Raw genomic sequence first — 20978 nt, 5'->3', positions numbered from 1 at the left:
CTTGTTCGATGCCCCCAGGCGCACAGTACCGTGACACGCTGCCGCACATCTAGCTAACGTCTCGACCGGTCGTTGAGCACACAGTTCTGTGCACTTGACGGCGACACTTGGCTCAATTGCTCGATGTCGGGACGTTTGCGCCATTTCGGCAGCCAATCGCTTAGGTTGTCTGTCAGCAGCCGCCTGCATACTCGCTGTCCGTGCGCGCACCGCGCCACCCTGGCGTGACTGCCGGCAGCAGTCTGGTAGCAGCGACGCGACTCGGTAGCGTTTGTTGAGACGATAAGGGGGGTGACTCACCGGTGAAGGACGGCCGCTGGGTCACGATCGCCGAGTCGCAGTTCGACCACGAAAAGGCCGGGCTCAACGCGGTCAAGCAGCTGCTGCCCGACGCCGAGCCGTTCCGTGCCTGGGCCAACTTCGAGTTCCGCGACAACCGCGGCCGCTGGCACGAGGTCGACCTGCTGGTGCTGGCTCGCGACACGCTTTACCTCATCGAGCTCAAGCACTACCGCGGCATCCTGACCGGCAACGATCACCTGTGGCGGCGCAACAACCGCGCCGAGGACTCGCCGCTGTTGCTAGCCCGCCGCAAGGCCCAGTACTTCTCCTCGCTGCTCAAAGACGCCATCCGGGAACGCGGTGGCAACGAGGCGGTCAGCAGAATCCCCTACGTCCAGGAGCTGGTGTTCCTGCACCACGAGCAGTTCGTCTGCGACCTACCGACGAACTCGAAGATCAACCTCTACGGCCTCGACGGCCGCGAGGGCATCACCAAGCTGCCCGGCATCTCCAAAATCCTGCTCGCGCCCGCCAAGCACGACCCCATCAGTGAACGCGACAGCCAGTTGATCGCGGGGCTGATGAAGGCCATCGGCCTGGCGCCGCGCCGCCAGCGTGAGGTGGGCTCCTGGATCATCGACGACCAGCCGCTGGCCGACGGCGACGGATGGCAGGACTGGCCGGCGTTTCACCACGTCAACACCGAGGACCATGTCCGCATCCGGTTCTACACCACCAACCCCAGCGCCACGAAGGCCGAGGATCACGCCCGCCGCCAGGCCGTCACCCACGAATACAACCTGCTGCAGCGTCTGACCTACGACGGTCTGCAGGCGCCCAAGGATCTGGTCGACGAACCCGAACTGGGCATCGGCCTGGTGTTCCCGCAACCCAAGTCCGACACCGCGCTGGACCTGTGGCTGGCCGACCACACCCTGTCGTTGGACGCCCAGCTCGACCTGATCGCCCGGCTGGCCGACATCGTGCACTACGCGCACCGCAACCGGGTGGTGCACCGCAGCCTCAACCCGCGCTCGGTAGCCGTCCGGGAACGCGCCGACGCGCTGCTCCCCCAGGTCGTCGACTGGGACAGTGCGGGCATCCTGCCGGCCAACCCCGACACCGCCGTCACCCGGCTCTCAGGTGGTTCGCTGACACTGATGGCCGGCGCCCCCAGCGACACTGCGCGCCTATTCGCCGCCCCGGAAGGCTCGCGGCCCACCGACCCTGCCCGCATCGACGTCTTCGGACTCGGCGCGCTGGCGTTCTTCATCCTCACCGGCGGCACCGCCCCGGCCACCGAACGCGGTGAGTTGATCGACCGGCTGCGTCGCGACCGCGGCCTAGACCTGGCCGCTGAGATGCCCCAGGTCCGGACCCCCCTGCGTCAGCTGGTACTCGACGCCACCAACCCGAGCCCGGCCGACCGCATCGCCGACATCGGCGAGTTCGTCGCGCGGCTCGACGACGTCCGCAACGAGCTGTTGCTAAAGACCACGGGCACCGACCCGCTGGAAGCAGGGCCGGGCGCCGAGCTCGCCGGCCGCCGGTTCGTCTACCAACGCAAACTGGGCGCCGGCTCCACCGCGGTGGGAATCCTGGTGAAGGACAACCAGATTGGCGGCGCCTTGCGAGTGCTCAAGGTCGCGAAGGACCCCGACGCCGCCGAAAGGCTGCGCGCCGAAGCCCAGGTGCTGGGCCGCTTCGAGAACGACGACCGGATCGTCACCCTGCACGGCGTGGAAGACGTCGGCGGGCGCACCGCACTGATCCTGCGCTACGCCGGGCGCACCACCCTGGCCGAGGAACTCAACAACCGCGGACGCCTGTCCATCGACGTGCTGCAGCGCTGGGGCACCGACCTGCTGACCGCACTGGTCGCGCTGGAACGCAACGGCGTCACGCACCGCGACATCAAACCGTCCAATCTCGGTGTATATCAGAGCAGTTCACGCGCCGACACGCATCTGGTGATGTTCGACTTCTCGATGGCCGGGGTGTCGCCGGACAATGTCGAGGCCGGCACCCCGCCGTATCTGGATCCGTTCCTGGGCACCGGCATTCGCCGCCGGTACGACACGGCGGCCGAGCGCTACGGCGCCGCGGTGGTGCTGTTCGAGATGGCCACCGGCGCCACCCCGCACTACGGCCCCGACCCCGGCGCCCACCCGGCCACCGTCGATGACGACGTTGCCGTGGCACCGGCCATGTTCGAGGCCGCCCTGGCCCCGGCGATGGTCGCCTTCTTCACCGCCGCGCTGTCCCGCGACCCTGCCCGCCGACCAGACACCGCCGAGGACATGCTGCGGGCCTGGCGGCAGACCTTCACTGCCGCCGACACCCCCGTCACGCCACAGGCAAACGACGCTGACGCCGAAAAGGCCGACGCCGCAACCGCTTTGAGTGTCGCCGGGCTCAGTGCCCGGGCCGTCTCCGCGCTGGCCTCGGCGGCGGTGACCACCGTCGGGGAGTTGCTGGCGGTGGATTCCACCACCTTGAACCGGCTGGTGGCCCGCGAGGCCAAGGACACCCGCAAGGAGATCGTCGAGCGCTACCGGGCCTGGACCAAACGCCTGGGCAAGCAGCAACCACAGCCGTCGGGCACCGAACTGCGCAGCCTGGACGACACCGTCGCATTGCTGCTGTCGGCGGTCTCGTCGCCGCGGTCGTCGACCACCCGCCGCGACGCGGCCGCCCTGCTGCTCGGCACCACCCCCGGGCTGGACGGCTTCGCCAGCAGCACCGAACTGGCCGAGAAGCTCGGCAAGGCCCCGCAGCGCGGCACCCAGCTGATCAAGGAGTTGCAGGAGGACTGGGCCAACACTCCGGCCACCCGCGAGCTGCTCGACGCGCTGACCGACATCGCCCGCGGGGTGATCGAGGATTTCGGCGGGGTGGCCGCGGTGTCCACGCTGACCGCCGAGATCCGCTCCCAGCTCCCCCAGTCCGGCCTCGGCGGCATCGACCCCCGCGCCGAGCGCGCCGCGGCCGGGCTGCTGCGGGTCGCCTTGGACCGGCTGCACGAGCACGAAACCGCCTCGGATGAGAAGACTCTGGTGCGACGCCGTCACGGCCGCCGCCTGGCACTGCTGGCCACCGACGAGATGCTGCTCAGCGCCGCCGAGGCGGCCGCGAAATGCGCCGACGAGCTGGTGTCGGCGGACCCGAACGCGGTCATCCCCGCCGTGCGCGCCGCCGCGGCGCTGCGCACCGCGTTCCAGGCCGGGTACACCGCCGTCGCCGACAACGACACCACCGCCCCGATGCCCACCGACGGCCGGCTGGTCCGGTTGGCCGCCGCGATCGCCAAACACGCCGCGGTGTCGGGCCGCGGGGAACTGCACAACGCCGCCATGTCCCCGGCCGCCGCGGTGGCCGAGGCGCTGCGCGGGTTGGCGCAGAATGAGTCGCTGTCGGCCTCGCAGATCCGCAGCCGGGTCACCGCACGGTTCCCCGAACTGGACAAGGTGCCGCAACGCCCGCACCTGGACACCATCCTCGCGCAGACCGCGCTCAACCTGACCTGGGATGCCGCCCGCGAGGTCTACTGCTTCCCCGACGCCGAACCGCCCAGCGTCACCAGCATGCACACCCGGCAGCCCACCGCCCTGCCCGCGACGGGCGAGACGGTGGCCGACATCGATCAGGCAGCCAACTCCGTTGCCCTGTTGCGCCGTTCGCTCGACGAAGCCGGGTTCGTGGCTGTCGGGGTGCAGATCCCGCGGGACCGCCCCGGTGACCACGAGCGGGTGGCCCAACACCTGGCCATGACCTACGGCGGCGAACTGGTGGACGTGACGACGGAGTTGATCGCGGGCATGCAGAAGCTCGCCGACGAGCGCGGCATCCCGTGGGATCTGATCCGCGGAGCCGATGCCGCCGAGGCCACCGCCCGCGACGCCCAAGGCCTGCGGGCGGTGATCGACCGGGTGGCCCCGGCGCTGCGGGAGAAGTTGCGGGCGGCGGTGTTCGATGGGCCGCGCAGCGCTTCGCCGCTGATCCTGACCGAGCTGTCCCCGCTGGCCCGCTACGGGCATCTGGACCTGCTGGCAACGCTCAGCGATCTGGCCGCTCCGCGCCGGCGACCGGTGTGGGTGGTGCTGCCGCAGCTGCGTGGGCAGGTCGGGGCGCTGGTGGACCGCAAGCCGATCCAATTGGGGTCGCCGGGCGGTCAGTTCGTGTTGTGGCGGGATGCACTGGATGCGGTTCCCGTCGTCGGTAACAGGGAGACGACGTAATGGGTTGGGCTGCAGCGGAACTGGCGACCGTGCTGAAACGTCAAGTCTTGGCGTTGGAGAGCGATCTGCGGGCGCGTGTCGACGGCGCTGACGAGCACGCCCGCCAGGACCGTGTGCTCGACGCGTGGCGGCGCGACTACGACGCGGCGTTCGCCGCGCAGCGCACCGCGGCCACCTGGCAGGAGTGGCGCAATGACCGGGTGACGCAGGCCGCGGTGGCCTGGGTGCTTCTGACGGTGTTCGCGCGCTACTGCGAGGACAATGCGCTGCTGTCCCCGCGCTGGATCGGTGGCGCCGATGCCGATCACCGCGCTCAGGCACTTGACGCCCGCCGCGCCTACTTCCAGAAGCATCCCGAGCACACCGACCGGGAGTGGCTCGCCCAGATCATCGCCCACTTCGGCAAGTTCACTGCGACGGCGGGTCTGGTGGACCGGTTCTCGCCGCTGCATCTCGTGGCGCCCTCCGGTGACGCGGCGCGTGCCCTGTTGGAGTTCTGGTGGCAACAGGATGACGGCGGGCAACCGCTGTACGGGTTCGCCGGGGTGGACACCCGTTTCTTGGGCGACGCGTACCAGGATCTGTCCGAGCACGCCAAGAAGACGTATGCGCTGTTGCAGACCCCGGAGTTCGTCGAGGAGTTCATCCTCGATCAAACCATGGAGCCCGCGCTGGCCGACCGGCCGCTGCAGGGGTTCACGGTCATCGACCCGACCTGTGGCTCAGGGCATTTCCTGCTCGGCGCCTTCGCTCGGCTGCATCAACGGTGGCAGCACGAAGCCCCGGCACTCGGTGCGCGGGAACTTGTCGCCAAGGCGCTCGACGGCATCTACGGCGTGGACATCAACCCGTTCGCGGTGGCGATCGCCCGCTTCCGCCTGCTCGTCGCCGCGCTGCACGCCGCCGGGGACAGCAGCATCGAGCAGAACATCGGCTATACCCCACACCTGGCGGCTGGCGACAGCCTGCTGTGGGGTGCCAACCAGCAACTGCTGCCCGAAGACCTGTTGGCCGGCCCGGCGATCCGCGCCGATGCCACCGAAGACGCTGACGCGCTGCGCAGCATCCTGCAGCGCGAACACGATGTGGTAGTGGGTAATCCGCCGTACATCACGGTCAAGGATGCTGCGCTGAACGCGACGTATCGACAGTTGTACAAGACCCCCCATCGGCAGTACGCGTTGACAGTTCCGTTCATGGAGTTGTTCTTCCGGCTCGCACGTGGCTCGGCCGGAACCCGCCCAGCCGGATGGGTCGGACAGATCACGTCGAACTCATTCATGAAGCGTGAGTTCGGGTCGAAGCTGATTGAAGAGTTTCTACCGACCGTCGATCTTCAACTCGTGATTGATTCTGAAGGCGCGTGGATTCCTGGGCACAATATGGACGGAACCCCGACGGCCATTCTCTTTGGACGCAATCGCCCGCCAGTTGCGACAACTGTGCGCGCCGTGCTCAGCAAGGGAGTGAGGGAGACTCCGGCCGATGCCATTGAGTGCGGATTTGGCCCGTATTGGACATCGATCGTCGAGCACGTTGCCAAGGCTGGCCACGAAGATGTCTACATCAGTGTCGCCGACCTGCCGCGACAGGCCCTCAATACCCATCCGTGGAGCCTATCGGGCGGCGGTGCCGTACAACTTCAGCAGCAGATCGATCGTCAGACAGCGAAGCTCTCAGAGCGGATTCTCGTTACGGGCCGCACGACCCACACAGGCAGCGATGATGCCTTCTACTTGCCAGCCGCTACCTCCAGAACATTGGGTCTTGAGGACAATGTCGTCTCGGTGATCCTCGGCGAAGACGTGCGCGACTACACCATCACCCCTCAACTAGACACCTTGTTCCCGTACGACTCCGAGGGTGAACCCGCTTCTCTTGGCACCCGCGCTATGCGCTATTTGTGGCCAAATCGCGTACTGCTTAGCCAGAGAATCGATTTCCAGCAGACACTCGAAGAACGCGGTTTGCGTTGGATCGACCACTCGATGTTCTTTCCGCAGCGTTTCCGCAGTCCTCTCTCCATTGCCTTCGCCTTTGTCGCCACTCACAATCACTTCGTCCTGGATCGCGGCGGGAAGGTATTCAAACAGTCTGCGCCGGTGGTCAAGTTGTCGGCGGGCGCGTCGGTCGAGGATCATCTGCGACTCCTGGGTGTGCTGAACTCGTCAGTGGCCTGCTTCTGGCTAAAACAGAACAGCCAACCAAAAGGCGGTGCGGCAGAACATCCTTGGTCACGAACGTATGAGTTCACCGGTACAACCCTCAATGACTTCCCATTGCCCTCTACCACACCCATCGAACGCGCCACCCGGCTCGATGATCTCGCCCAGGGACTTCAAGACCAGTCCCCCGCAAAAGTCGCCGAGGCCGAAACGCCAACTGCGGCAGCGCTCGGCGCCGCTCGCACCGAGTCAAACCGCCTGCGCACCTTGCTGATTTCCCAGCAGGAAGAACTCGACTGGGAGTACTACCGTATCTACAGGCTGGTCGAGGACGACTTCATCTTCACCGGTGACCTGCCCGGGCTTGCGCTCGGCGAGCGTGCTTTCGAGATCGCCCTCGCGCGTCGCATGAAGGATGGCGAGGAGACCGCCTGGTTCGAGCGACACGGCTCCACGCCTACCACCGAAATCCCCGATCACTTCCCCGCCGACTACCGCGAACTGCTGCAACGTCGCCTGGATGCCATCGAATCCAACCCGCACATCCGCCTGTTGGAGAAACCGGAGTACAAGCGGCGCTGGGCATCCGAGCCGTGGGACAAGCAGGTCGAGTCCGCACTGCGGGGCTGGCTGTTGGACCGGGTCGAGGACCGCGCACTGTGGTTCGACCGGGACGGCCGACCTACGCCGCAGTCGGTGGCGCAACTGGCCGATGTGCTGGATCGTGACGCGGACTTCCGCTCTGTGCTGCGGCTGTGGGCCGGTGACCCGAACGCCACCACCGGTGCCGCCCTGGCGAAACTGCTTGCCGACGAGACGGTTCCGTTCCTGGCGGCTTACCGTTACAAGCCCTCCGGTCTGGACAAGCGTGCCGCCTGGGAGGACACCTGGGCGCTGCAACGTCGCGAGGACGCCGGCGAGAAGCTGCCCTCCCCCATCCCGGTGCCGCCGAAGTACAAGCCCGCCGACTTCGTGAAGTCCTCCTACTGGGCGCACCGCGGCAAGCTCGACGTCCCCAAGGAACGATTCATCGGCTACCCCGCCGTCGGACGCGACACCGACGCCACCGAACTGCTCGGCTGGGCCGGCTGGGACCACGCCCAACAGGCGCTGGCCCTGGCGTCGCTGATCAGTGCGCGGATCGACGAGGGCTGGGACACCACTCGGCTCGTGCCGCTGCTGGCCGGCCTTCACGAGCTGGTGCCGTGGGTGCGGCAGTGGCACAACCAGATCGACCCGGAGTACGGCGAATCGGTGGCCGACACCGTCGACGCCGAACTGACCTCACGTCTGAACGAGCATCACCTCACGGTGACCGACCTGACCAGTTGGCGGCCGCAACCGGTCCGCCGCGGCCGAAGGGCAGCCCGCACATGACCGTCCTCCTTCGTGACGTCATCGACATCCCCGAACGCGTCGGCAGCGACGACTACGTGCTGCGACTGACCGACAGCACCGACGACGCGCACATCGCCGCCACCCTGGACGCCTACGTGCTCACCGTGTCGTTGCGCGAGAACTTCGACTCCGCACTGGATCTGGTGGCCGATGCGGTCAATCAGAACACCTCCCGGGCGGCGTATCTGACCGGGTCGTTCGGCTCCGGTAAGAGCCACTTCATGGCCGTGCTGTACGCGCTGCTCGGCAACCATCCCGCGGTCCGGACATCAAAGTTCCAGGCGCTCACCGGGCACTACGACGGCGAGCTGGCCGGCAAGAAGCTGTTACGGCTCACCTATCACCTGCTCGGCGCCACGTCCCTGGAGCAGGCAGTGCTGCGCGGCTACGTCGACCAGATCACACGGCTGCACCCCGAGGCTCCGCTGCCGGCGGTGCACCTGTCCGACAAGCTGCTCACCGACGCCGAGAACCTGCGCGACAAGATGGGTGACGAGCAGTTCCTGGCGGGGCTGGGTGGCAGTAGCGGCGGCGGCAGTGGCGATCCCTGGAGCGGGCTAATCGGCGGTGGCTGGGATCTGCCTCGCTACCGGGGTGCGCTGGCCGCGGGCCCGGAGGACCCGGAACGTCGAGAATTGGTGTCGGCGTTGGCGGGCAGCTACTTCGGGTCGTTCGCCGAGACCGCGGACTACGTCGATCTGGATCGCGGGCTGGTGGTGATCTCCGAGCACGCCCAGGCACTCGGCTATGACGGGGTGGTGCTGTTCCTCGACGAACTGGTTCTGTGGTTGGCGTTCTCGGTGCGCGACACCGAGTTCTTCGCCCGCGAATCGCAGAAGATCACCAAATTGGTCGAATCCTCGGGCCGCCAACGGGCCATCCCGCTGATCTCATTCATCTCCCGGCAGATGGACCTGCGCAAGTGGTTCGCGGACGCCGGGGCCTCCGGCGCCGAGCAGGACGCCCTTGACCGTGCTTTTCAATATCAGCAGGGCCGGTTCCGTGAGATCGAACTGGGTGATGACAACCTGGCCGAAGTCGCCCACGCCCGGCTGCTCAAGCCGAAAGACGAAGCTGCCCAGGAGATCCTGAACAAGGCGTTCGCCGATCTGACCCGTAGCCCGGAGGTTTGGGAGGTGCTGCGGGACAGCCTCAACGCCGACGATAAACACCGCGGGGCGTCGGAGGCCGAGTTCCGCCTGACCTATCCGTTCTCCCCGGTGCTGGTATCCACGCTGCGCAACCTGTCCTCCGTGATGCAGCGCGAACGCACCGCACTCAAGGTCATGCAGCGCATGCTGGTCGACCGCCGCGATACCCTGACCGTCGAGGACCTGATCCCGGTCGGCGATGCGTTCGACTACATCGTCAAGGGCAGCGAACCCATCGACAGTCACGCCAAGAACATGTTCGACGCCGCCCACGACCTGTACCGCAACCGGCTGCTGCCCACACTCCTGGACAAGCACGGGGTGAGCACCGAACAACTCGACACCGACCCCGACTCGGTGCCGCGCGGGTTCCGCGGCCAGGAACGCATCGCCAAAACCCTTCTGCTGTCGGCGATCGCACCGAATGTGCCCGCGCTGCGCGACATCACCGCCGGCCGGCTGGCCGCGCTGAACCACGGCTCCATCAAGGCGATGGTCGCCGGCGGCGAAGCCCGGGTGGTGCTGGGCGTGGTGCGCGACTGGGCGCAGAAGGACGCCCCGGAGATCAGCGTCTCCGACGGCGCCAACCCGGTGATCCGGGTACAGCTCGCCGAGGTCGACTACCAGTCAGTGCTGGATCGCATTCGCGCCGAAGACAATTCGGGCCGCCGCCGCGCGCTGCTGCGCCGGCTCATCCACCAGGCGCTCGGCGTGGGCACCGCCCAGGACGATCTGGGCGGAGCGGCCACCCGCACCGTCATCTGGCGCGGTTCGCGCCGCGAGGTCGACATCGTGTTCGGCAACGTTCGCGACGCCGCGTCACTGCCCGAGCAATCGTTCGACGCCCGGCCCGGCACCTGGCGGGCGGTGGTGGACTACCCATTCGACGAGGCCGGTTTCACCAGCGCCGACGACATCAACCGCATCGACCGGTTGCTGGCCGGCGGCGACCGGCACACCGTGGTGTGGCTGCCCCGGTTCTTCACCGAGTCGGCGATGGAGGACCTGGCGCTGCTGGTCAAGTTGGACTGGCTGTTCACCGGCAGCGGCGACCGCTGGACCGAGAACTCCGATCACCTCTCGGCCACCGACCGCGCCCAGGCCCTGGGCATCCTGAAGAACCTGGAGAGCGGCACCCGCACCGGCTTCGACAACCTGCTCAAACAGGCCTACGGCATCGAACCGGCCGACTCGAAGCGCATCACCGCCGACTCCCAGCAGTTCGACGTGCTGACCTCGCTCAGCCGCGACTTCCAGCCGCAACTGCCGCCCGCGGCAAACCTCGAGAACGCATTCCTGAACATCATCGACCAGGCGTTCAGCGCCACCTACCCCAACCACCCGCAGTTCGATCCCGCCGACAGCGAGGTCACCGCCCGCAACTTCGAAACCGTCCGCGATTACGTCGAGCAGGCCAGCACCCACCGAGACGGCCGGGTACCCACCAACCCCGGCGCCGACCGCACCGCGGTCCGCCGCATCGCCGGCCCACTGCGCGTCGGCAAGGCCACCGAGGACCACTTCCTGTTCGACCAAACCTCGTTCGACTACTGGGCCACCGAACTGGACCGGGCCGCCCAGAACGCCGACCCGGTGACCGTCGGCGCGCTGCAAACCCACATCGACGCACTCACCCCGGCGTGGGGGCTGCGACCCGAGGTCCGCGATCTCGTGGTCAGCGCCTGGGCGCTGCTGCGCAAGCGGGCCTGGTTCGAGGCGGGCAGCGCCATCACCGCGCCACCGCTGGGCCGGATGCGGCAAAACATCGAACTGCGCGCCGAACAACTCCCCGAACAGCAGGCCTGGGACGACGCCCGCGCCCACGCCGCCAAACTGTTCGGCTACACCATGGCCCGCACCTACCTCACCGGAGCCAACGTCGCCGACTTCGCCGCACAGGTTCGCACACACGCCACCGAAGTGGGCACCAAACTGGGCCACCTGGTCGACGAACTGGACAAGGCCTACGGCCGGTTGGACGCCGTCGCCGGTGCCGACGACCGGCTGACCGCCGCACGGGCGCTGCACGACGCGGCCGACACCCTGTCCCGCACTGCGGGAAACGTCGCGGTGATCGACGCCCTCGCCGGTGTCGGGCTGCCGGTGGCCTTGGAGACCGCCGGACAGATCGGCGCCGACGCACCCCGCGACAGCGTCACGCTGCGCAACTTCAAGTGGCCGCTGGTCGAGGTGCTCAAGACCGGCGCCCGCACCGGTGGCGACGTCGGGGACCGGGCCAACGCCATCTGGAAGTCACTGCAGGAGGCGGTGTCGATCCCGGGCCGCTCGCTGTCTGACGACTTGACCGCCGCCGAAAGCAAACTGGTGCACTGGGTGGTCGAACGCGAACCGGCCACCCCGCCGCCACCGCCCCCGCCAACCCCGCCGACAGTGACCGAACGCGACCGGGTACTGCGCAACACCGACGACCTCGCTGGGCTGCAGAGCGAGATCACCGCGGCGCTGCAGGATTCCGGCAAGAAGGTGCACGTGCGCTGGTGGCTGGAATGAGCCCACTCACCGCCACCGAGCCCATCATCCGGGCCCGCTTGGACAAGGCCGCCGCCAAACGCTACCGCCGGGGCGTGCTCGGCCTGCGTGCCGAACCACGCTGGGCCGGAGACTCTTTCGACCACAAGGGTATCCCGGTGACGGTGGTGCCCTGCCCGTCGGTGCTGGCGATCTGGGAGGCCATCGACACCCGCGACGCCGACGGCTGGACCGTGGTGCTCACCGACGTCGATGACGACGATCTCGGCGACACCGTGCTGGCGCACCTGCTGGACGGCCGACTGATCACCCCCGACCCGTGGGATGCGTTGCGCGGCAACTTCTCCGCCAGCACCATCGAGCCCGCCCTGTACCGGGGGGTGGGCAACGACCGCGCGGTGGCCAACGGTCTGCTCGCCGTGCTGTCCCCCGACTCCTACACCCCCGCCCCCGGCGGCGTGCTGACCCGCGACCACGCCATGACCACCCTGGCCCGCGACGCGCTCGAGATCGTCAAGGACACCGGTGTCGAGGTGGACCCGCTGGCAATCCTGGAGTGGACCCGTTCAGCGGACACCCCGGCCAACCTGGCCGACCTACGGGTCCGCGGCGGCGCCGACCTGTTCGACGCGGCGGCCGGCTGGCTGGGCAGCCGCGCAGGCCTGCTGGCTGAGCCGCTGGCAGCCCTGCTGAGCGCCGGCCGGATCAACGAATTGGTGCCGCTGGGGGTGATCGCGGGGCTGTTCTGCCAGGACGACACCACCGACCCGAAAGCGCTCGGGATGTTCCTCGGCCACTACGGACTGACCAGCCTGGGTTCCGAAGCCCTGCACGCCTGGTACACCAGTGCCCGCGGCCTGGTCACCACCGCCCTCAAAGACCCGCACACCGTGCTGCAGGCCGCCGCATCGATTGCCAACGACCTGCACATCGGCACTGCCGCAGCATCATCGGATCTCTTGCCGCAAGGCTTGCAGGCCCGCATCAATGCACTGGCCGACGCCCTGACCGAGGCGCTGCCTCAGGCACTGCCCGCCGACCTGGACGCGGCACTGCTCACCCCCGCCGTCCAGGCCCGCATCGAGGCGCACTGGGCCGAGGTCAACCGGCACTTCCTGGCCGCCGACTCGCAGACCGTCGACGCGTTCTCCGGCGCAGTCCGGCTGTCCCGCTGGCTGGCCTCGCCCATCAGCGTCGCCACCGGGCTGCCCGAGGCCACCACTGCCTACCTCACCCGCGACTCCTGGGTGGACACCGCACTGACCAAGACGCGCCGCGGCGCCGAGCAGCCGACGGCTGCCGCTGCGCTGCGCGCCGTCATCGACACCGTGCTGGCGCGGCGCGCCCGCCATGACCGCGTGTTCGCCCACGCATTGGCCGAAGCACCCAAACCCCGAGTGCCGTTGGTGGAGAACGTACTACGCGAGGCGGTGGTGCCCATCGCCCGCCAGACCCCCACGCTGCTGTTGGTGGTCGACGCGCTGTCGGTGGCCGCGGCCAACGATCTGGTGACCGCCATCCAGCAGGACGGCTGGACCGAGGTGTCCGCCGACAGCCGCCGCGGCGGTGCACTGGCAGTGCTGCCCACGCTCACCCGGCGCAGCCGCTGCTCGCTGCTGTGCGGCGAACTGCGCGAGGGCGCCGACGACGTCGAACGCAGGGGCTTCCTGTCGCTGATCCGCGACGCCCACCTGGAAGCCACCGGCGGCGGACCGGACCCGATCTTCCACAAGGCCGCGCTGGACGCGATCACCCCCGGCGCGTCGCTGGCCACCGACGTCACCAATGCGCTGGCCGACACCGACCACCGGCCACTTGTGGCGGTGGTGCTCAACTACGTCGACGACACCCTGCATCACACCGATCCCGGCGGCACCGACTGGACCATCGACACCATCACACACCTGCGCGCCCTGCTCGGTGTGGCCCGCAGCGCCGGGCGTGCCGTGGTGATCACCTCGGATCACGGGCACCTCATCGACTACGGCACCGGCGCCACGGTGAACAGAGCCAACACCTACGGCCAACGCGCACACGGTGATCTCGCGAACGTCGACCCCGAGCGCGAAGTCGTGGTCGAGGGCCCGCGGGTGCTCACCGACACCCATCGGGTGGTCCTGGCCGTCGACCCGGACATCCGCTACGGCGCCCGCAACGCCGGCTACCACGGCGGCGCCGCCCCGGCCGAGGCGATCGTGCCGGTGCTGGCATTCGTGGCGGGCCAGCTCCCGGCCTGGGCCCAACAGGTGGCTGCGGTCGAACCGACTTGGTGGCACGCGGGCACGCCGGCGCCGATACCGGCGGTCACGAAGCAGGGCGGTGCCCCGAGCCTGTTCGACGTTGAGGAGCCGGTGCGAGCGAACCCGCTGCCCGCCAAGGTGATCGGCAGCAAGGTGTACACAGCGCAGCGCAAGCTGGCCGGGCGCATCGTGATCACCGACACCCAGATCAAGACCCTGCTGGCAGAGTTGTTGGCCGCCGGCGCACGCGAGCTCACCCTGGCCCAGGCTGCGGCCGCGCTGGGTGTGGCGACCGCCGGTGTCAACGGGGCGTTGATGCAGGCCAAGCGGGTGCTCGACGTCGAAGGATACGAGGTGCTGGCCGTCGGCGCCGGCGTGGTGAAGTTGGACGAGGCCGCGCTGCGCGAACAGTTCAGGGTGGCGCCGTGACGGTGTCCGCGCGACGGCGCCGCGAAATCCTCGACGCGCTGCGCCGCGGCACCGTGCCGTCCAACGGTCTGGACCAGTTGGCTGTCGGGCTGGGCCGCTTCGAAGCCGAACTGGACAACGAACTCGATGTCGTCGCCGCCGGCGGTGCGGTGTTCAAGGCGGTTCGGGGTGAATATGGTTCTGGTAAGACGTTTTTCGCGCGCTGGCTGGGCGACCGCGCGATGAAGAAGGGTTTCGCCGTCGCCGAGGTGCAGATCAACGAGATCGACACCCCGCTGCACAAGCTGGAGACGGTGTACCGGCGCAGCATCGAATCGCTGCGCACCGCATCGGTGCCGCCCAGCGCACTGCGCCCCATCCTGGACGCCTGGCTGTTCACCATCGACGACGATGCCCGCCAACAGCACGTCGACGTCGACGTGCTGCTGGAGCGGCGCCTGGCCGACGTCGCCGCCCGCGCCCCGGTGTTCCCGATGGCGATCCGGGCCTACCGCCGCTTCGTCGCAGACGGTGATCACGACGGCGCCGACGCGCTGGTGGCGTGGCTCGGCGGGCAACCGCACGTGGCGGCCGCGGTCAAACGCAAGGCCGGCATCAAGGGCGATCTGGATCACTATCTTGCGCTGGGATTCCTGCGCGGTCTGCTGGCGATCCTGGCCGATGCCGGCCACCCGGGCCTGCTTCTGGTGCTCGACGAGGTCGAGACGCTGCAGCGGATCCGCAGCGACGCCCGCGCCAAAGCGCTGAACGCGTTGCGGCAGTTGATCGACGAGGTGCACGACGGCCATTTCCCCGGCCTGTACCTGTTGATCACCGGAACCCCGGCCTTTTACGAAGGACGGCAAGGCATTCCGCTATTGCCGCCGCTGGCCGACCGGCTACACACCGAGTTCGCCAAAGATCCGCGCTTCGACAACCCACGGGCGCCGCAGCTGCGGCTGACAGGTTTCGACCCTGCACGCCTGGTCGAACTCGGCGGCCGGGTGCGCGATCTGTATCTCGCCGGGATCAGTGATCCCGCCCGGGTCGCCAGCGTGGCCGATGACACCTTCCTGGAACAGTTCGCCGCAGCAGTGGCCGGTGAACTCGGCGGCAGGATGGGCATTGCGCCACGGCTGTTCCTGCGCAAGCTGGTGGATGTGCTGGACAAGATCGAACAGTTCCCCGACTTCGACCCCTACTCTGACTACGAGGTCAAGATCGCCCCCGCCGAGCTGTCCGACGCCGAACGGGCCGCACTCACCGCGGACGACGTTCCGCTCGATCTGTGATGGACGCCTTCGATCAGCTACATCCCGGGGTGCAATACCACCTAGCCAACACATTGCGGTGGAACGGATTACGGCCCACCCAGGCTGCTGCTGTGGAACCAGTCTTGGCAAGCTCCGATGCTGTGGTGTTGGCACCCACCGCCGGCGGAAAAACCGAGGCCGCGATGTTTCCGCTGCTGTCCCGAATGGCCACCGAAGACTGGCAGGGCCTGTCAGTGCTGTACGTGTGTCCCCTGCGGGCGCTGCTGAACAACCTGCAGCCCCGCATCGATGGCTACTGCCGCTGGCTGGGCCGCTCGGCCGCGGTGTGGCACGGCGACGTCAGCCAGGCGCAGCGCCAGAAGATTCTTATTGAACGCCCGGATGTGCTGCTGACCACCCCGGAATCGCTGGAGGCCATGCTGGTGTCCACCAAGGTCGATCCCCGGGTGCTGTTCTCCGGGTTGCACGCCGTGGTGGTCGACGAGATCCACGCGTTCGCCGGGGACGACCGCGGCTGGCATCTGCTCGCGGTACTGGAGCGGCTGTCGCGGGTGGCGGCACGACCGCTGCAGCGGATCGGGCTGTCGGCCACGGTCGGCAACCCCGACGAGTTGCTGTCATGGCTGCAAGGCAGCTTCCACTCCCGCACCAGTACGGTCGTGGCGCCCGCGGTGGAAACCCCGGCCGCACCGGAAATCACGGTCGACTACGTCGGCTCACTCACCAACGCGGCCACCGTGATTGCGTCCCTGCACGCGGGCGAGAAGCGGTTGGTGTTCGTCGACAGCCGGCGCCAGGCCGAGGAACTCGGTGCTGCGCTGCGCGAGGCCGGCATCGAGACATACATCTCGCACTCGTCGCTGTCGGCAGCGGAGCGGCGCCGCTCCGAGGCGGCGTTCGCCGATGCTCGTGACACCGTCATCGTCGCGACCTCGACGCTGGAGCTCGGCATCGACGTCGGCGACCTGGACCGCGTCATCCAGATCAACTCCACCCGCACGGTGGCGTCGTTCCTGCAACGACTGGGGCGCACCGGGCGCCGCCCCGATTCCTCGCGCAACTGTCTGTTCCTCTGCCTGGACGACGAGGCTGTGCTGCTGGCCTCCGGGATGCTGCAGCGATGGTCGCGGGGTTGGGTGGAGCCGGTCACCCCTCCCCCGCATCCGCGGCACATCGCGGCTCAGCAGTTGCTGGCGTTGTGCCTGCAGCAGCACCGGATCGGCGCCACGGAGTGGTCGACGTGGTGGGGGGACCTGCCGGTCTTCGACTCATCGGCGCCGGAGATTCTCGAATTCCTTCTCGCTGAGGGTTATTTCGAGACTGATGGGCCCTTTCTCCACATCGGCCCGGAGGCTGAGCGGAGATTCGGACGCCGCTACTTCTCCGACCTGACCGCGGTGTTCACCGCGCCGCCGGAGTTCATCGTGCTGGCCGGACGGGTCGAGGTCGGCACCATCGGCACCGACCTGCTGACCGAAAATGTTGACGGGCCTCGGCTGCTGCTGCTCGGCGGGCGGTCGTGGAAGGTGACGCATGTCGACTGGGAGCGGCGACGCTGCTTCGTGGATCCCGTCGACGGGGGCGGCAAGGCGAAGTGGTCGGGAGTGCCGGGCGGTCTGTCCTATGAGGTGACGCGCGGCATGCGCGAGGTGCTATTGGGGTCAGCGCCTGGGGTGACGTTTACGACCCGTGCCGTTAATGTCCTGGCGGATTTACGTTCGTCATACTCCGATTCGGTTTCTGCGGATCGTCTGGTAGTGCGGCTACCCGACGATTCAACGGGACGCTGGTGGACCTGGGCCGGCACCAAGGCCAACCGGACGCTGCAGGCCTCGTTGCCGGCCGTAGTGGACCCGCGCCAGCGCATCGACGAGAAGTCGGTGCGGTTGCTGCCCGGGGTGTCGGTGCAGGAGCTGTCTTCGGCACTGGCCGATGTGCAGTGGCGCTCGCCCAACGTGGACACGAATGCGTTGCGGGGGTTGAAGTTCTCGTCGGCGTTGCCGGAAGCATTGGCCAAAGAGACGTTGAGCGCCCGCCTAGGGGATGTGGCGAATGCCGCGATAGTGATGGCGGAATCACGGGCGGTCTTCAGGTAAGACGGGAGTGGGAGGCAACAATGATCAAGTCCGTCGGTAACGACCCGGTGTACAAGCTGCTCAGCTCGGAGGACACCGTGATCTACCAGATACCAAAATACCAACGCGAGTATGCCTGGTCGCGACAGCAGTGGGATGAACTCTTCGATGACCTGCTCGAGGAGGAAGACCCAAGCGCCGGGCACTTCCTGGGCACCATCATCTGCATTAACCGCACCTCAAACACCACCAAAGAGAACGTGCTCGAACTGGTCGACGGCCAGCAGCGGATGACGACCGTATCGATTCTCATGGCGGCGATCTATAAGTTCTTGAACGACCACATCGACCAACTCGACGCTGACGAGCACACCGAGCTCAACAACCTTCGGCGACAACTGATCCTGAAGGACCCCATTCGCCTCCGGGTTCGTCCACAGATCCAGAACTCTAACTACGACGACTATCTACACGTCCTCAAAAGCAGCGGCTTGGACGTCAAGGCGCCTCCGGTCAAGTTCCTCGGCAACCGACGCATCATGAAGGCCTACAACCATTTCGGCAGCCGTATCGAGAAGCAGGCCGGGTCCAAGCTTTCGGTTAAGCCCATTCTCGATCTCCTCACGCGGGTCAAGCGGGCAATCCTTGTCAAGCTCGAAGTTGAGAGCACCTCCGACGCGTTCACACTGTTCGAGTCGCTGAACAACCGCGGCATGCAGCTCACCCCGATTGACATCATCAAGAACTCGCTGCTCGCGGCGGCAGATAAAAAGCGCCACAGCAGTTTTACCGCCGACCACGTGTTCGATCAGTGGAATGAGCTTCTCAGCGACCTAGGCGACGACTACCAAACGCAAGAGAGATTCTTCCGGCACTACTACAACGCATTCAAAGACGAACTTCCTACGGTATCGAAAGCACCGATCGCCACCCGATCGAACCTCATCCGGATCTACGAGAAGCTCATATCTACCGACGTCGAGAACCGACTGGCGGACATCCTCTACTGTGGCGGGGTCTACCGGCGCATCATTGGCAATCTGGACGCCGACGAGCAGAAGAATGACCTCGACGAGGCCTTCGCTGATTTGGCACGGGTTCAGGGCGCACCTTCCGAAGCGCTACTCCTGTATTTGATGACGTATCGAAATGACTTGCACTTAAACGACAAACAGCTCACTACGATCACAGAAACTTTAACCAGCTTTTTTGTCCGAAGAAACCTGACGGGCGATCCCGCGACCAACGCGCTGCAGCGACTCTTTATGTCCATCATTGCGGAAGCATCCGAAATGTCTGGCCAAGCGATCGTTGATTCAGTGCGCCGGCGCCTACGCAAGGTTGCGTCCAACGATACGACCTTCTACGCCAAGTTGGTGGGCCCGCTCTACAACGAGAATGCCGTCGTCACGCGATACATACTCATTGCACTAGCTCGGGAAAGCATGACCACCGAAACGTTCACCGATTTGTGGGAACGTGAAGGGAAGCACTTCAAGTGGACGATCGAGCACATACTGCCGCAAGGCCCCGGCCTGCCGAAGGAGTGGATCGCCATGCTGGGGGGTGCCGATGTCGCAGCGGCAATTCAGCAACAGCATGTTCACAGGCTGGGCAACCTCACCATTACGGGCTACAACAGCACTCTGGGCAATCGGTCGTTCCAGTTCAAGAAGAACCGAAAAGACAGCAAGGGCAACTTTGTGGGCTTCAAGAACCGACTACCGCTGAATGACGATGTCGTTCAGGCGACGGAATGGACTGCCACCGAGATCGAGGCCCGAACCGAGAAGCTGGCGAAGCTGGTCTTGAAGCTGTTCCCGCTCTAACCTGTTCATGACCAAGCTGCAGAGCAGGGGCGTATCGCGGCGATAATCAACTTCCGACTGAATCGTTAACCGCACGGGAAACGTCCTCCCCAATCTGCCAAAACCTCGTCCGGATCGAACTCTGCAACGGCGACCGACCGTGCCGGGCCAGTGTGGTTTTGCCCCAAGAGTGATGCGATCGGGGCATATCCCTGACCCCTCCCTGCGGCCTCCCGCGTTTGATGCGCTCCGGACTCGCCGGGAGGGGTCACCCTGATACTCCCTGCTTTCCCATGAAGGCGAGCCTCAATCCAATCCCCTCCGCTCTGATAGTGCAAGAGACCGGCGATCTAACAAGTCTGCTCTCGGCCTTCCACGCCGAAAATGTGGAGAAATGTCGTGCACGTAATTCTAAATCAGGTCTCGTAGCTTTGATTCCGGAGCTCCAGAGGCTCTTTGTCATGCGTCCGAGGCTGCGAGAAAGGGCTTTAACCTTGAACTAGTCGCACCACCACTTTCGATGGCTCGCCTGCCAGTTCGTCTGCCGACTCCGTGAAGAAGTCAACCCACTCGGCCGCCCGCTTCGGGACGTCGTCTGCACTGGCGCCGCTCACCTCCATGTAGTGGGTCGCCTCAAAGCGCTTTAGTAGAAAATCTGTTTCGTCGAGAACGTCAACCTGCACATTCGGCAGCCGAATCTCGAATTCTCCGTCCTCGTGTCCCTCATCGCGACTAGCGGTCACTTCGACCAGCTTTCGATACGCAGCCATCGTCGTTACTCCGCGTACGCAGACGGTGACTTCTTCGTCATCGGGATCCTCACTAGAGACGTAGGCGTCCACATCTATCTCGTGATCGAGAGCATCCAGGCCGGCCGAAGCCGACCGGAACTGCACTTTGAGTGGCCTTCGGACTGTCTGAAGCGGCCGTATCGAAAGGGGTACATCGGCCGCGTCGAAACTCGTCAACTTCAGTCGAAGATCAGAAGCCGAGACCGGATCGTCGCCATAGGAAATGACACCCGACACCGCTTCATGGATATCACCGGCAACCGCCGAAGCTGCGTCACGGAAGCCGAACGATGCGTAGCTGATCAGCCCGGTGGCCACACTGGTGACCTCAAGAACCAAAGGACTGAGCATGAAGTCAGGATCAATGAACCGGTTAGTCCAGGCTTCAGCGTCATGGCTGAGCTCAAGCGAAACCGACAGCCTGCTCCAGTTATCAACCTTGAGGCGAGCGCGCGCGTCGAGACAGCTCCAGCCTCTGTGAGCCAACGCAACCTCGTCTAGACCGATTGGAACATCAACAAACTTGTTTGGCACTTGCTCTCCCTTCAAAGGCGACTGATACAACCCTCATTCGATTCCCGCACACACGGGGACCGACCTGAACCGACATAAACTGACTACCTAAACTCCGTCGATAGCGCTGCTCAACAGACAGCTG

Annotated in this window: 8 protein-coding genes; 7 read left to right on the top strand and 1 reads right to left on the bottom strand. The window is 66.3% G+C overall.

The genetic code is table 11. The features are described from left to right. Positions 1 to 302: 302 nt before the first annotated feature. The 7 genes from pglW to DYE23_RS04785 are packed head-to-tail and all read left to right on the top strand — an operon-like array spanning position 303 to position 19550. Positions 303 to 4520 carry a BREX system serine/threonine kinase PglW gene (gene pglW, locus DYE23_RS04815; RefSeq protein ID WP_115326642.1) on the top strand — a complete coding sequence of 1406 codons (4218 nt, stop codon included), beginning with the start codon at positions 303 to 305 and terminating at the stop codon, positions 4518 to 4520. Beyond that, positions 4520 to 8062, top strand: coding sequence for a BREX-2 system adenine-specific DNA-methyltransferase PglX (gene pglX, locus DYE23_RS04810; RefSeq protein WP_115326641.1), 3543 nt, complete (start codon positions 4520 to 4522; stop codon positions 8060 to 8062). The genes pglW and pglX overlap by 1 nt, the downstream gene beginning before the upstream one ends. Then, complete coding sequence (locus tag DYE23_RS04805) at positions 8059 to 11745, top strand: DUF6079 family protein (RefSeq protein ID WP_115328865.1); 3687 nt, start codon at positions 8059 to 8061, stop codon at positions 11743 to 11745. Before pglX ends, DYE23_RS04805 begins: the two co-directional genes overlap by 4 nt. Continuing rightward, positions 11742 to 14393 (top strand): BREX-2 system phosphatase PglZ, encoded by a 2652-nt coding sequence (gene pglZ / locus DYE23_RS04800; RefSeq protein WP_115326640.1) that lies wholly within the window; start codon positions 11742 to 11744, stop codon positions 14391 to 14393. Before DYE23_RS04805 ends, pglZ begins: the two co-directional genes overlap by 4 nt. Further along, positions 14390 to 15664, top strand: a complete 1275-nt coding sequence (brxD, locus tag DYE23_RS04795; RefSeq protein ID WP_115326639.1) for a BREX system ATP-binding protein BrxD — start codon at positions 14390 to 14392, stop codon at positions 15662 to 15664. The genes pglZ and brxD overlap by 4 nt, the downstream gene beginning before the upstream one ends. Further along, positions 15664 to 17742: a DEAD/DEAH box helicase gene (locus tag DYE23_RS04790; RefSeq protein WP_115326638.1), complete on the top strand. Its 2079-nt coding sequence runs from the start codon at positions 15664 to 15666 to the stop codon at positions 17740 to 17742. Before brxD ends, DYE23_RS04790 begins: the two co-directional genes overlap by 1 nt. A gap of 20 nt (positions 17743 to 17762) precedes the next feature. Then, positions 17763 to 19550, top strand: a complete 1788-nt coding sequence (locus DYE23_RS04785; protein ID WP_115326637.1) for a DUF262 domain-containing protein — start codon at positions 17763 to 17765, stop codon at positions 19548 to 19550. Between the two features lie 467 nt (positions 19551 to 20017). Here DYE23_RS04785 and DYE23_RS04780 read toward each other — a convergent pair whose 3' ends face one another. Continuing rightward, on the bottom strand, positions 20018 to 20854 hold the full coding sequence (locus DYE23_RS04780; protein ID WP_235660327.1) for a hypothetical protein: 837 nt from the start codon (positions 20852 to 20854) through the stop codon (positions 20018 to 20020). Positions 20855 to 20978: the final 124 nt, after the last annotated feature.

It is taken from the genome of Mycolicibacterium gilvum (genome assembly GCF_900454025.1).
Taxonomy (GTDB): Bacteria; Actinomycetota; Actinomycetes; order Mycobacteriales; family Mycobacteriaceae; genus Mycobacterium; species Mycobacterium gilvum.
This window is presented reverse-complemented; position numbering and strand designations above follow the sequence as displayed.